Below are 12504 nucleotides of genomic sequence, written 5' to 3'. Positions count from 1 at the left end.
TTCGTCGGGTCCACGCCGATCACTGGTCATCCAACGCGTCCTGACGCTCCTGCCCATGGGAGGATCGCCGGCCACTGCTGAGCGGGTTTGCCAGCCTTCCGGGCGCCAATCACCATCACGGGGCTGCTCGCCATCGCCTCTGCTCTGGTCGTTCCTGTCAGAGCGGCCGAGGGTGAAGACCTGGTTGAGTTCGGGATCGTTCCTGAAGCCAACGCAGAGGTGCGCGCACAGGAGCCGCCTGGAGATGATCCTGACCCGGGGCCCCAAAGCCCTGAAGTGCGGGATCGTCAGCCAGCCGAGGTTCAGCCTCCTGCTGAATTGCTGTTGCGCGCGAATCGCCAGTTTTATGACGCTCGCCGCAATCTGTTCATCGCCACAGGTGATGTGCAAGCCACCCTCAACGGTGGTGTGCTTCAGGCCGACCGAATCGAATTCGACGCTGGGTTCAACACGCTCCTGGCGCGCGGGAGTGTGCGCTTCCGCAGGGGGGCTCAGTACTTCCAGGCCAGCACCCTGCGCTTAAGCCTGATCCAGGGCAGTGGGGAGATGGAGGATGTTTACGGCGTGTTGGACCTCGACACAGCGGCCGTTGACTTCAACCCCTTCCCATCGGCAAGCGCTGCCGACCCTGGGCGACCGCGTCCGCCCGCGGGAGCTCCCCAACGCAGGCTCCCCGTGCTGGAAAGCAGTGGTCTGGGCTTTCCCACCGCCATCGACATCGACCTTGAGGCCAGCACCGCAGAGCGGCTGAGTCCGCAGGGGGACAACGGCACATTCTGGGATTTAGAACGCCCCCCCTCTCCGGAATGGCTCGTTCCTGAAGCGTCAACGCCTGAGGCTCCTGAAGATCAGGCCTCTGAGGACCAGGACGGCATGGCCTGTCCTCCGGAGCTCCCTCCGATTCCCGACTGGCATCCCCATCCCTGGGCGATCACCGCCTGGGGCGGCCAGATGATCGATTCCAATTTCGGTGACACCTTTCTATTCAATGGGCGCTTGCGTCCGGAATATCTGCTGGGCGTCAGCATGCAAAAGCGCATCTGGAGGGCAGGCCCGCTTGCGATCGAACTGGAAGCCGATCTGTTCGGCCACCAGGCTTACAAACAGCAAGGCGGCCCCTTCAACCAGAGCGTTCCCAATGCCGACACCCCGGATCAAGCTTTCGCGGAGGGCATCATCGGCATCGGTGCACGCCTCTGGCTTCAGCCGTGGCTGAGCTTCGGGTTTGTGGAAGGGATCAGTTATTACTCCGCCGTTAGCAACTACGAACGCACCTACCGCGAGAACTTCGCCCAGCTCCTCAACTACCTCGCGTTTGAACTGGAGGCAGCTGTGTCTCCAGAACTCTCTCTGGTGGGACGCATCCACCACCGATCCGGTGCATTCGGCACCTACAGCGGTGTGAAAGAAGGCAGTAACGCCTATCTGATCGGCATCCGCTACCGCTGGGGGCAGGACAAGCCCGAAGCCTTGTCAGCGCAGGCACCGCCTCCCCTGGGTTGCCCTGACCCAGGACGCAGCGCCCGGGTTGCCCCCCAAACCCTGAATGAGCAACTCGAAGACATCACGCTCGGCAACCCCACGCGTCGCGACCAGCCGAGCGCAGCCGAGGCACCATCGTCGCCAGCCTTCTCTCAAACACAACACTCCACCTTGTCGCTCAGGGAGCAGGAGCGGCTGCGAGCCGAAGCCATCGCCGCCATCGATCAGCGCATCAGCAGCATTCAGCTGCAGCAGCGCCTTGTGTTCGAACGCAGCCGTGGATCCGACAATCTCCGCAACAACGAGGTGCTGGCAGCCAATCGCTACGGCGGGGTGCGGCCATCCCAGCTCAATCAAAAAGGGCGCACGCAGTTCATCACCGGTGAAATCAGCCGCTGGCGCATTCAGGCCGCCAGGGTCCGGCTCACTCCAGATGGGTGGAGTGCCGATCGGATGGGGTTCACCAACGATCCGTTCACCCCGGCGCAGACCCGCATCGATGCTGAAAACGTTGTGGCAACGGAAGAAGATAATGGCGACATCTTGATCAAGAGTGAACGCAATCGCCTGATCGTTGAGGAGCGTCTGCCGATTCCTGTCTCGCGAACACAACGCATCCAGAAGCAGGAAGAGGTGGAGAACCGTTGGGTGTTGGGCATCGACAACGACGACCGCAGTGGCTTCTTCATCGGCCGCAACCTTCGCCCCATCGAGTTCTCAGAAGACCTCGTGCTCGAGCTTCAGCCCCAGTTCTTGTTGCAACGTGCCATCAATGGTGACAACAACAGCTACGTGGCGCCCGGATCGTCCATCGACAGCAACAAGGTCACCCAGGACAACACCGTCGGTGACCTGTTCGGGTTGGAGGCGGAACTCAACAGCGAATTCCTCGGCTTATCAACCAAGATTGAAGCTGACATCAGCACCTTCAATCCCAGCAACTTCAGCGACGGCAGCCGCTTCTGGGGCACCACACGACGAACCGTCACCCTTCCGTGGATCGGAGATGTGAGCGCACGCGTGTTCGGCGCTTATCGCTACCGCACCTGGAACGGATCGTTGGGTGAAACCGATGTGTACAGCGCCTACGGCGGCTTTGCTGAACAGAAGGGCAACTGGAGCTGGGGACAACTGAAGAATGACTACATCTGGCGTTTCGGCGTAGGCAATTACCAGGCTGAAAGCTTCACCAGCACCAACCTGATCGACACCCTGCGCGCCAACTTCTATGGATCGCTCAACAGCCGCTACCAACTGTGGCGAGGTCAGCCAGCGGAGCTAACGCCTGAAGCGGCCTACCGCTACAGCCCCGTCGCCATTGTTCCTGGGCTGGAGCTGCGCACCAACGTGAACACCTCGCTGGCAGCGTTCGGTGATGGCAACCGCCAGAACACCATCAGCCTCACGGGGGGACCCACCCTCACCCTCGGCACCTTCAGCAAACCCTTCCTGGATTACACCCAACTCTCGATCGCAGGCGGAGGCACGTTGAAGCAGGGATCCAGTCCCTTCGAATTCGACCAAGCCATCGACCTGGGCACCCTGGGGATCGGCCTGACACAGCAGATTGCAGGCCCTCTGCTGCTCAATGCGGGCGTGGGCGTGAACATCGATCCAGCCTCTGAGTTCTACGGGAACGTGATCAATTCGAACATCGAACTGCGTTGGCAGCGACGCAGTTATGACCTCGGCTTCTACTACAACCCCTATGAAGGCATCGGTGGATTCCGCTTCCGCCTCAACGATTTCAACTTCACGGGAACCGGTCGACCGTTCATTCCCTATTCATCAGACCCTCTCCCCAACGCCCTCGACAGTCGCCCGTTCTAGAGCGCTTGCAATCAGTCGGGACCGCCGCCATAGATCAGATGACTGCCGGTGAGATCCGCTCCGGCAAAACGCATGCCATCCGTTCGTACATTCGGTGCATAGGCATTGATCACCACCGCATCGCGCAGGTCTGCCCGTCGCAGGTCCGTGTCCGTGAGGTCGGCATTGCTGAGCCGTGCGCCGCGCAGATCCGCGCCATCGAGCCGAGCACCACTGAGGTCGGCCCCTTCGAGATTGGCCTCGCGCAGATCCACTCCGCGGAGGTCAGCGTCGCGCAGATCCACACCGATCAGATGCTCACCCTGAAGGTTGAGCCCACGCAGATCGCATCCAGCGCAGGCTCCAAGCTGAAGCAGTCGCTCCTGCGGCGTCCCGTAGGGAACAACCTCAATGGTTTGTGGCGTTCCCGCCTGGAGAGCCGAGGGTGTCAGCAGTGCTGTCAGCAATGCAGCAACCCATGAAGCCGCCTTGGGATTCGCCATGACCTGAGCCCCTCTGTCTCATTCATAGACAATCCTGGATGCGGCTGCCGCGTCAGAACCCTCGAAGGTAAGGAAGGTTTTCCATGGTGCGTGTGAGTTCCGCATCGCGAGCCACCAACTGGCCTGTGGCATCCCACTGGCCACTACGCAGCATGTCGAGGGCACCCGGACCCACCTGAATCGGCTCGGAAACAGCACCGGAGGAAAACGTAAGACCGTTGAGATCGAGTTGCCAGTTCAGCGCAGGATCCGCGGCCACAGCATCCTGGAGAACGCTGATCTGCTGCGACGAAGCCGTGGCGCAGGGAATCCCAAGCGCAAGGCAGTTGCCGTAAAAGATCTCAGCAAAGCTCACACCCACCAGCGCCCTGATTCCCCAGCGCATCAGCGCCTGGGGAGCGTGCTCGCGGCTGGACCCGCAGCCGAAATTGTCGTTGACCACCAAGATCGAAGCCCCGGCGTGCACCGACTGATCAAAGGGATGGCGACCGGCCAGCTCCTGGCGATCATCCGCAAAGGCCTGTGCACCGAGGGCCTCGAAACTGACGCACTTCAGAAAGCGCGCGGGAATAATCCGATCGGTGTCGATGTCGTCACCGCGCAGCACCAGGGCGCGCCCCCTCACCATCGCGATCGAACCTTGCGGGAACGGAGTGGTCTCAGTCATCAGTCAGTCGTCATGCAGTTCAACTGCCGCACATCACGAACCTGCCCGGTGATCGCGGCGGCGGCAACCATCGCGGGACTCATCAGCAGGGTTCGGCCAGTCGCCGAACCCTGCCGACCTTTGAAATTGCGATTGCTCGAGCTGGCGCTGATCTGACGCCCCTCCAGCCGATCAGGATTCATGGCCAGACACATGGAACAGCCCGGTTCCCGCCATTCAAAACCGGCTTCACGGAACACAGCATCAAGCCCTTCGGCTTCCGCAGCCCGGGCGACCTGTTCAGAACCAGGAACCACAAACGCACGGATGCCTGAGGCCACATGACGGCCCTTGGCCACTGCGGCCGCGGCCTGCAGGTCACTGAGCCGTCCATTGGTGCAGCTGCCGATGAAGCACACATCCACAGGCACCCCTGCGATGGCCTGACCGGGCGCCAGATCCATGTAGCGATAGGCCTCCTCGGCAATGGGGCGATCGGCTGGGTCCAGCTGCTCAGGCCTGGGCACAGTTTCATCCACACCGATTCCCTGACCGGGTGTGATGCCCCAGGTCACCGTGGGGGCAATGGTGGCAGCATCAAAACGCACCTCATCGTCGAAGCAGGCATCAGCACCGGAAGCCAGGGAGCGCCACCAGCTCACCGCCCGGTCCCAGGCCTCTGCCGAAGGCGCCTGCGCACGCCCATGGAGATAGTCGAAGGTGGTTTGATCAGGGTTCACGTACCCGCAGCGCGCCCCCCCTTCAATCGCCATGTTGCAGAGGGTCATGCGCTCCTCCATCGACAGGGCCTCGATGGCTGGACCTGCGAACTCATAGGCGTATCCGACCCCTGCCTTCACGCCCAGGGAGCGAATCACGTGCAGGATCAAATCTTTGGCGAACACCCCTGGGCTGAGCTGGTTCTCCACCCAAATCCGACGCACCTTGAGTTTGTTCATCGCCAGGCTCTGGCTGGCGAGGACGTCGCGCACCTGACTGGTGCCGATCCCGAAGGCGATGGCTCCGAAGGCGCCGTGCGTGGAGGTGTGCGAGTCACCGCAGGCCACCGTCATTCCCGGCTGGGTCAGGCCAAGCTCCGGCGCGATCACATGCACGATGCCCTGGCGACCACTGCCAAGACCATGCAGGGTGATGCCGTGATGGGAACAGTTGCGTTCCAGGGTGCTCAGCATCTCCTCGGCGAGAGGATCCGCAAAGGGTCTGGCCTGACTGGTGGTGGGCACGATGTGGTCCACCGTGGCCACGGTGCGCTGCGGACAGCGCACCGTGAGTCCCTTGTCTTCGAGAGCCGCAAAAGCCTGGGGACTGGTTACCTCATGGATCAGGTGCAGGCCGATGAACAGCTGGGTGGATCCACCGGGAAGATCAGCGACGCGATGCAGATCCCAAACCTTGTCGTAAAGGGTCCCGCTGCTCATTCCAGGGTCAGCCGTAAACAATCAACTTAACGGCTAATGGCCTTCAGCTTCAGTGTGGGTCTGCCCCGATTCGGCTGCCATCAACCGCAGCCTCAGGCGGTTGAGAGCCTCCCCGGCGCTCACCAGCCGGATCCAGTCCCGTCCTTGGGACGCGGCCAGCCGGATGGGATGACTCTCACAACCGTCCGGTCCCGCCACAGCGATATGCACGAGCCCGACCGGTTTGTCATCGCTCCCACCTCCCGGACCGGCGATTCCCGTGAGGGCGAGCGCCCAGTCGCTGCCTGTCAGCCGTCGCACCCCCTCCGCCATCGCCTGGGCGACCGGATCACTCACAGCGCCAACCTCCTCCAGCAGGGAGGAGGGCACACCCAGCAATTCACACTTCACCGCATTGGCGTAAGCGATCACACCACCGAGGAGCACCTGCGAGGAACCAGGCACTGCGGTGAGCTCGGCGCCAAGTCCTCCGCCCGTACAGGATTCCGCCACAGCCAGGGTCTCCCCCCGCGCGCGCAGATGCGCGAGCACCACGGACGCGAGTGAAGCCTCATCGGCCCCGAAACAGAGATCACCTGTACGGGAGCGGAGATCGCGTTCGGTCTCATCCACGAGCGCACGGGCTTCAGGCTGATCCGAGGCGCAGGCGGTGATGCGCAGCTTCACTTCGCCGCGGCCGGCGTAGGGAGCCACAGTGGGATTGGTCTGATTGAGCAGATCCCTGACCTGCTCAGCGAGGGTGGATTCACCAATCCCCCAGAAACGCAGCGTCCGACTGACAAACACGCCGCTGGAGAGTCCGGACTGGCGGAACCAAGGAGCCGCGGTGGCTTGCCACATGGCACGCATCTCACTGGGTACGCCAGGAAAAGTGAGCACCGTGAAGTGGTCGGTGGGGGACCAGACCATCCCCGGCGCCGTTCCAGTGGGATTGGGAAGCACCGTCGCGCCCACTGGCAGGAGGGCCTGACGCCTGGTTTCCGGGCCAGGCTCCCGGCCACGACTGCGCGACTTGGCTGTGATATCAGCCCAGACGTCGGCACGTTCCTCGAGGGGCGTTTGAAAGGCCGCCGCGATCGCTTCAGTGGTGAGGTCATCGGGAGTCGGGCCCAACCCCCCCGTGGTGATCAACACCCGAGAGCGACTCGCAATCTCTCGCACCTCAGCGATCAATCGATCCCGATTGTCTCCAAGCACGGTCTGCCGGAAATGGGGCAAGCCCAGAGCCGCCAGCTCCTCAGCCAGCCAGCGTGCATTGCCATTCACAATGTTTCCGAGCAAAAGCTCCGTGCCGATGCAGAGAACCTCCACACCGGAACGGCCAGCAGCGTCAGCCATGGTGTTCGCAGGAGCAGGATTGCGCCGTGTCGGAAAGGGACTCCGCCTCCGCCTTGCACCGAGCGAGCTCGGCCTGTTTCTGCCTCTGCATCACCACCACGGTGCCCACGAGGATGGCGGTCGCCAGACCCAACCAGAGAAAGCGCAGTTCCACGTTGGCCACCACCATGGCCATGGCAGCAAGCCACTGGGTGAACACGTAAATCAGCAGCACGGTGCGGCGGTGACTGAATCCGGCCCTGAGCAAACGGTGATGCAGATGGCGGCGATCTGGATAAAAAGGCGAATGCCCCGAACGCAAGCGCCCCATGATCACGGCTGACATGTCGGCCAGTGGCAGCGAAAGAATGAGCAAGGGCAGCAGCAAACTCACCGTGGTGAGGCCCTTGGCTGGGCCAACGATGCTGATCGCCGCAAGGCTGAAGCCGAGAAAATAAGACCCGCCATCACCCATGAAAATGCGAGCGGGATTGAAGTTGTGGCGAAGGAAACCAAGGCAACTTCCCGCCAGCGCAGCCGCCAGGAATGCAGCAGCGACCTGATGCAACGAGAAACTCACGGACACCAGTCCGATGGCTGCAATCCCTGCAACGCCCGCCGCCAGGCCATCGAGTCCGTCAAGCCAGTTGATCGCATTGGTGATGCCCACAAGCCAGATCACCGTGGCGATCAGGCTGAGCATGCCGGGAAGCACAACAGCGTCGGCGGTGCTGGACGCCCAGGGCAAATCGATGGCGCCAATTCTCACGCCCTGAGACCAAACCACCATGGCAACGGCAACCTGGCCCGCCAGGCGGGGCCAAGGGGACAGCGAAAAGAGGTCATCGGCCAAGCCGATGATGAAGAAACAGAGAGACCCCGCCAGCGTGGTCCAGATCAGCTGATCCCGCGCAGGGGTGAGCAAGCCGAAGCCACCGGCTAGCCAGGTGAGGCCTAGCGCAACACTGAAACCAAGCACCATGGCCACACCACCGAGGCGGACCATCGGCACGCTGTGCTGCTTGCGCGAATCGGGGGTATCGGTGAAGCCATGGCGAAGGGCGAGCCTGCGCACGAGCGGCACGGTCACCGTGGTGACCAGAGCTGCCGCCAGGAAAATCACCACAGCGACAGCGAGAGGAGTGCTCGCGATGGTCACGCAAAACCCCGGTGAGGACGGCCCGAAACGGGCGGATGGCTCCCAATGTAGGCAGACCTGGATTGGGAATCCAGGTCAGCTTGGTCCAGTCAGACAAGCGCCGGTTCCGTTGCCATCGCGTAGAGGGGAAAACGCCGACAGAGACTGGCCACCCGCTCCAGGCAACGGGCCTGAATGGCATCGTCTTCTGGATTGAGCAAACGATCAGCAATCACCTCGGCCACTTCAGCGAACGCGTCAGCATCGAAGCCACGGGTCGTGAGCGCAGCGGTTCCTAAGCGCAGCCCGCTGGTGACGAAGGGTGATTCTGGATCAAACGGAACCGTGTTCTTGTTCGCGGTGATGTGCACATCGCTGACCAGCAGGTCGGCCACCTTCCCGGTCATGCCGATGCTGCGCAGATCAAGCAGCACCACATGGTTGTCGGTCCCTCCGCTCACCACATCGATGCCACGGGCCATCAGGCGGTCGGCCAGGGCCTGGGCATTGGCCACCACCTGTTGGCTGTAAGCCTTGAACGCAGGCCGGAGTGCCTCGCCAAAGGCCACGGCTTTGGCTGCGATCACATGCTCAAGGGGTCCGCCTTGCGAACCGGGGAAAACGGCCTTGTCGAACTTTTTGGCGAACTCGGCATCCCGGCAAAGGATCAGACCACCGCGGGGACCGCGCAGGGTTTTGTGCGTGGTGGTGGTGACCACATCGCAATGGGGGACCGGGCTGGGATGGACGCCGGCTGCCACCAGGCCTGCGATATGGGCCATATCAGCCAGGAGGTAAGCCCCAACCTCATCAGCAATCGCACGGAACGCCGCAAAATCGATGGTGCGGGGGTAAGCCGAAAAACCGCAAACGATCAGCTTGGGCTTGTGCTCGAGGGCGAGCTGACGGATCGCCTCCATATCCAAGCGCTGGGTCTCTTTGTCGACCCCGTACTGGACAACGTTGAACCATTTGCCGCTCACATTCACCGGTGAGCCATGGGTCAGGTGGCCCCCATGGGACAGGTCCAGACCCATGATCGTGTCGCCGGGCTGCAGCAGGGCCAGGAAGACAGCGAAATTGGCCTGGGCACCACTGTGCGGCTGAACGTTGGCCCAGGCAGCACCGAAGAGTTCCTTGGCCCGCTCAATCGCCAGGTCTTCGATGGCATCCACGTGCTCACAGCCGCCGTAGTAGCGCTTGTTCGGCAGGCCTTCCGCGTATTTATTGGTCAACACCGAGCCCTGAGCAGCCATCACGGCGCTCGATGCGAAGTTTTCCGAAGCAATCAGCTCGAGATGGGTTTCCTGGCGATCGCGCTCCTGATCGATCAAACGGGCAATTGCTGGATCAGACTCTGCCAATGGTGCATTGATCGGAGCGGTTTCGAAATCCACCATGGGTTGCCTCGATGCGTTGATTGGATGGTAGGCAACGGTCAACAGCAGCAGTTCTGAACAAAAAAAAACTGCCCGAAGGCAGTTGAGTCACGCGCCTGGAGAGATTCGAACTCCCGACCCTCTGATCCGTAGTCAGATGCTCTAATCCGCTGAGCTACAAGCGCTGGCGTGCCCCTATCTGACCCCACGGAGGGGCCCTTCGTCAACTGGGGCACATCCCCACGCCAGAATTGTTGCGCTTCCCTCGGTCTCTCTCCATGCCAATCCGCTGGTACGGGCCTGCTGACCCCACTGATCCCACTTACCGGCACTTCAACCGGGTGGTGAATCTCACACTCCACGGCATGGCGTTTGCAGCCGTGAACAGCGGGCTCTGGTTTTTCCAGGAGATGCGCCATCCCTGGAGCCACCTCAACGTTGTGACAGGTCTATGGCTGGTGGGACTGGTGATCCATCTCACGGTGGTGCTGAGACTGCGCCCCGAACCGGAACCAGACAACCCGGCGTCGTGAAGCCAACATGCGACTGACCGTTCGCCATGACCGTTTCTTGCCATGACCATGGACGCTGCTGATCTGCACGATCTGACCTCGGCCCTCGGCGATCGTCTGTACCTGCAGGTCTCCGGTTGGCACCTGTATCTGAAAGATGCAGGCCTGGCCGAAGCCCTCGCGATCGAATGCAGCGCACTCCTCGATCAGGGAGCTGAGATCGCCGCTCGCCAGGCTCTCGAACGTGTCCAGGTCTCGATCGGCGGCGGGAGCAGTCGGCTGCCCCTCGCCAGGCTGTTGCCGTCCTCGCAACTGTCCGACCTCGAACAGATCCTTGAGGACCACTGCCGATAAGGTTGCCCCGATTGGGGAACCTGCGTGCTGATTATTGAGGTCACCAACGCACGTGACGTGGTGCGGCAGCGCATCGGCCGACTGGGTGAGCGCCTGATCGGCAAGGTGGTGGATCCTGAAGCCCAGGTGGAAAAAGCCCTGATTCAGGAGCTTGATACAGCCTTCCGCGAGTTCGGCATTGAAGCCAGGATCGTGTCGGTTCAGGGGCCACAGCTCGTGGGGCGGCAGCAGCTCGAATTGCCCATTCAGGTGCGCGACGACCGAACGGTGACACTCAGCGACGAGTAATCCTGCGTGCAACAACCTGGTTGATCTCAACAACTTCAGCGATCCCCAGCGCCTGCCCGCACAACGCAAACAGAACGCCGCCGACCCCAGCGGAAAGGGCCACCTGCAGCCCACGGCCGATCAAGCTGGAAGGCCAGTGAACCGTTGCGCTGAGCCCCCAGGCGACCACACCGGCCAGGGCTGCCGCTGCTGTGAGGCGTAGGGCGTCGTACCCCCAGCTGCGCAGTGGCAGACCACCCAAGCGTTGCTGCAGAAGCAGCAGCAGCGCAAGGCAGGTGAGGGCATTGATCAGCACCGTGGCCAGCACCAACCCGGGTGCCCCGAAATTGAAGGGCAGCTGAGGCCCCCAGGGGGAAGGCCCCCCAACCAAAGCCCAGTCGAACAGCACATTCAGGCCAATACCGGCCATCGACAATCGGAAGGGCGTCGTGCCGTCCCCGAGGGCGTAGAACACACGCACGAGCACATCGCGGCCGAGATAAGCCGGCATGCCGATTCCGTAAGCCATCAACAGCCCGGTGACCAACTGCGCCGCTTGCGCATCGAAGGCACCGCGCTCGTACACAAGAGCGACAATCGGAGCGGCCAAGGCCAGAAACAAGGCGCCCAACGGCAGCATCGAGGCGGTGGAGAGCATCAGGCCCTGGCGGATCCTGGCGATGAGCTGAGGCCGATCCTCCTGAGCCGTGAGCCTGGAGAACGTGGGGAGCAGTGGCACCAAGAGGGCATTGGAAATCAACCCGAGCGGTGTCTGCACCAGAAGATTCGCGTAGCCAAGCCCTGCCGCTGCACCGAGGATCCCCGAGGCGAAGAACAGATCGGTGAAGACATTGATCTGCAGCATTCCGGACGACAAGGTGGCGGGGCCCATCACCTGCCAGACCTCTTGCACACCGGGGTGACGCCAATCCCAGGACAACTTGAATCGGGCGAGACGCTGCCGAATCAACGCAGGCAACTGCAACAACCACTGCAAGCCGGCGCCAACGAGCGTGGCCAGGGCCAGCACAACCCCTCCCCAGAGGGCATGCTCCGGCAAGGCGATGGCCGACCCGAGCTGCCACCAGAGCAAACCGACACCAACGATGAGCGCCAGGCTCGACATCAGGGGCGAAATCGCTGGAATCCAGAACTCATCGGCGGCATTGAGGGATCCAAATCCCAGACCGATCAAACCAGCCAGCAAGGCCATGGGGGCCATGACCTGCAGCTGGACGACAGCGATGCGGTGCAGCTCTGGCGGCAGGCCTGGCCCAACCAGGGTGATCAACGGACCAGCAGCCAGGACCAGCACCACGGTGACCGCCAGCAGCAGCGCACTCACCGTGGTGTTCAGAATGGCCAGGATGTGAGCGCCCTCGTTTCTGGGCCTGCGACTGAGCACACTCACCATGGCGCTGTGGAAGGGTCCATTGATGCCCCCCAGAAGGATGAGGAGAAAACCAGGCAGCACGTAGGCGTAGTTGTAAGCGTCGTAGGCAGCACCAACGCCGAACGCCGCTGCGATCACCAATTGGCGAACAAGGCCTCCGAATTTGCTGAAGAGGGTCCCCACGGTGACCACCAGGGCAATGCGCTTGAGAGAACCCGCCATCAGCGCAGCCAAACCACCTTTACGCGCCCAATTCTCGGTTGAT

Annotated in this window: 11 protein-coding genes and 1 tRNA gene; 4 read left to right on the top strand and 8 right to left on the bottom strand. The window is 62.1% G+C overall.

Annotation, left to right across the window (positions count from 1 at the left end; genetic code table 11):
* Positions 1-87: 87 nt before the first annotated feature.
* Positions 88-3312: a DUF3769 domain-containing protein gene (locus tag SynBMKMC1_RS01945; protein ID WP_186472539.1), complete on the top strand. Its 3225-nt coding sequence runs from the start codon at positions 88-90 to the stop codon at positions 3310-3312.
* An 11-nt stretch (positions 3313-3323) separates the two neighbouring features.
* Here the strand turns inward: SynBMKMC1_RS01945 and SynBMKMC1_RS01940 are convergent, their stop codons facing one another.
* From SynBMKMC1_RS01940 to SynBMKMC1_RS01910, 7 genes are all read right to left on the bottom strand, one after another.
* On the bottom strand, positions 3324-3794 hold the full coding sequence (locus SynBMKMC1_RS01940) for a pentapeptide repeat-containing protein (protein ID WP_186472538.1): 471 nt from the start codon (positions 3792-3794) through the stop codon (positions 3324-3326).
* A gap of 52 nt (positions 3795-3846) precedes the next feature.
* Entirely contained in the window at positions 3847-4461 is a 615-nt protein-coding gene (locus SynBMKMC1_RS01935) for a 3-isopropylmalate dehydratase small subunit 2 (protein WP_186472537.1), read from the bottom strand.
* Entirely contained in the window at positions 4461-5879 is a 1419-nt protein-coding gene (gene leuC / locus SynBMKMC1_RS01930) for a 3-isopropylmalate dehydratase large subunit (RefSeq protein ID WP_186472536.1), read from the bottom strand. The genes SynBMKMC1_RS01935 and leuC overlap by 1 nt, the downstream gene beginning before the upstream one ends.
* Positions 5880-5912: 33 nt before the next feature.
* Positions 5913-7217 (bottom strand): competence/damage-inducible protein A, encoded by a 1305-nt coding sequence (locus SynBMKMC1_RS01925; RefSeq protein WP_186472535.1) that lies wholly within the window; start codon positions 7215-7217, stop codon positions 5913-5915.
* The gene (locus tag SynBMKMC1_RS01920; RefSeq protein WP_186472534.1) at positions 7210-8355 is read right to left on the bottom strand and encodes an MraY family glycosyltransferase; all 1146 of its coding nucleotides are present in this window, start codon (positions 8353-8355) and stop codon (positions 7210-7212) included. The genes SynBMKMC1_RS01925 and SynBMKMC1_RS01920 overlap by 8 nt, the downstream gene beginning before the upstream one ends.
* Positions 8356-8444: 89 nt before the next feature.
* Complete coding sequence (gene glyA / locus SynBMKMC1_RS01915) at positions 8445-9734, bottom strand: serine hydroxymethyltransferase (RefSeq protein ID WP_011932231.1); 1290 nt, start codon at positions 9732-9734, stop codon at positions 8445-8447.
* A 90-nt stretch (positions 9735-9824) separates the two neighbouring features.
* Positions 9825-9898 (bottom strand) — tRNA-Arg (locus tag SynBMKMC1_RS01910).
* 93 nt (positions 9899-9991) lie between these two features.
* On the opposite strand from SynBMKMC1_RS01910, the gene SynBMKMC1_RS01905 reads away from it, so the two are divergent.
* The 3 genes from SynBMKMC1_RS01905 to SynBMKMC1_RS01895 are packed head-to-tail and all read left to right on the top strand — an operon-like array spanning position 9992 to position 10867.
* Positions 9992-10246, top strand: coding sequence for a hypothetical protein (locus tag SynBMKMC1_RS01905; protein ID WP_011932230.1), 255 nt, complete (start codon positions 9992-9994; stop codon positions 10244-10246).
* A 42-nt stretch (positions 10247-10288) separates the two neighbouring features.
* On the top strand, positions 10289-10579 hold the full coding sequence (locus SynBMKMC1_RS01900; RefSeq protein WP_186472533.1) for a DUF3181 family protein: 291 nt from the start codon (positions 10289-10291) through the stop codon (positions 10577-10579).
* A 24-nt stretch (positions 10580-10603) separates the two neighbouring features.
* Entirely contained in the window at positions 10604-10867 is a 264-nt protein-coding gene (locus tag SynBMKMC1_RS01895; protein WP_011932228.1) for a hypothetical protein, read from the top strand.
* Here SynBMKMC1_RS01895 and murJ read toward each other — a convergent pair.
* Entirely contained in the window at positions 10854-12461 is a 1608-nt protein-coding gene (gene murJ, locus SynBMKMC1_RS01890; protein ID WP_186472532.1) for a murein biosynthesis integral membrane protein MurJ, read from the bottom strand. The genes SynBMKMC1_RS01895 and murJ overlap by 14 nt on opposite strands.
* Between the last annotated feature and the right edge of the window lie 43 nt (positions 12462-12504).

This window comes from Synechococcus sp. BMK-MC-1, from assembly GCF_014279955.1.
In the GTDB taxonomy this organism is placed as follows: domain Bacteria; phylum Cyanobacteriota; class Cyanobacteriia; order PCC-6307; family Cyanobiaceae; genus Synechococcus_C.
This window is presented reverse-complemented; position numbering and strand designations above follow the sequence as displayed.

What these genes read in the sequence shown, in the direction of transcription:
- SynBMKMC1_RS01940 (WP_186472538.1), bottom strand. Translation starts at nt 3,794, where the DNA reads ATGGCGAATCCCAAGGCGGCTTCATGGGTTGCTGCATTGCTGACAGCA.
- SynBMKMC1_RS01935 (WP_186472537.1), bottom strand. Translation starts at nt 4,461, where the DNA reads ATGACTGAGACCACTCCGTTCCCGCAAGGTTCGATCGCGATGGTGAGG.
- leuC (WP_186472536.1), bottom strand. Translation starts at nt 5,879, where the DNA reads ATGAGCAGCGGGACCCTTTACGACAAGGTTTGGGATCTGCATCGCGTC.
- SynBMKMC1_RS01925 (WP_186472535.1), bottom strand. Translation starts at nt 7,217, where the DNA reads ATGGCTGACGCTGCTGGCCGTTCCGGTGTGGAGGTTCTCTGCATCGGC.
- glyA (WP_011932231.1), bottom strand. Translation starts at nt 9,734, where the DNA reads ATGGTGGATTTCGAAACCGCTCCGATCAATGCACCATTGGCAGAGTCT.
- SynBMKMC1_RS01905 (WP_011932230.1), top strand. Translation starts at nt 9,992, where the DNA reads ATGCCAATCCGCTGGTACGGGCCTGCTGACCCCACTGATCCCACTTAC.
- SynBMKMC1_RS01900 (WP_186472533.1), top strand. Translation starts at nt 10,289, where the DNA reads ATGACCATGGACGCTGCTGATCTGCACGATCTGACCTCGGCCCTCGGC.
- murJ (WP_186472532.1), bottom strand. Translation starts at nt 12,461, where the DNA reads ATGGCGGGTTCTCTCAAGCGCATTGCCCTGGTGGTCACCGTGGGGACC.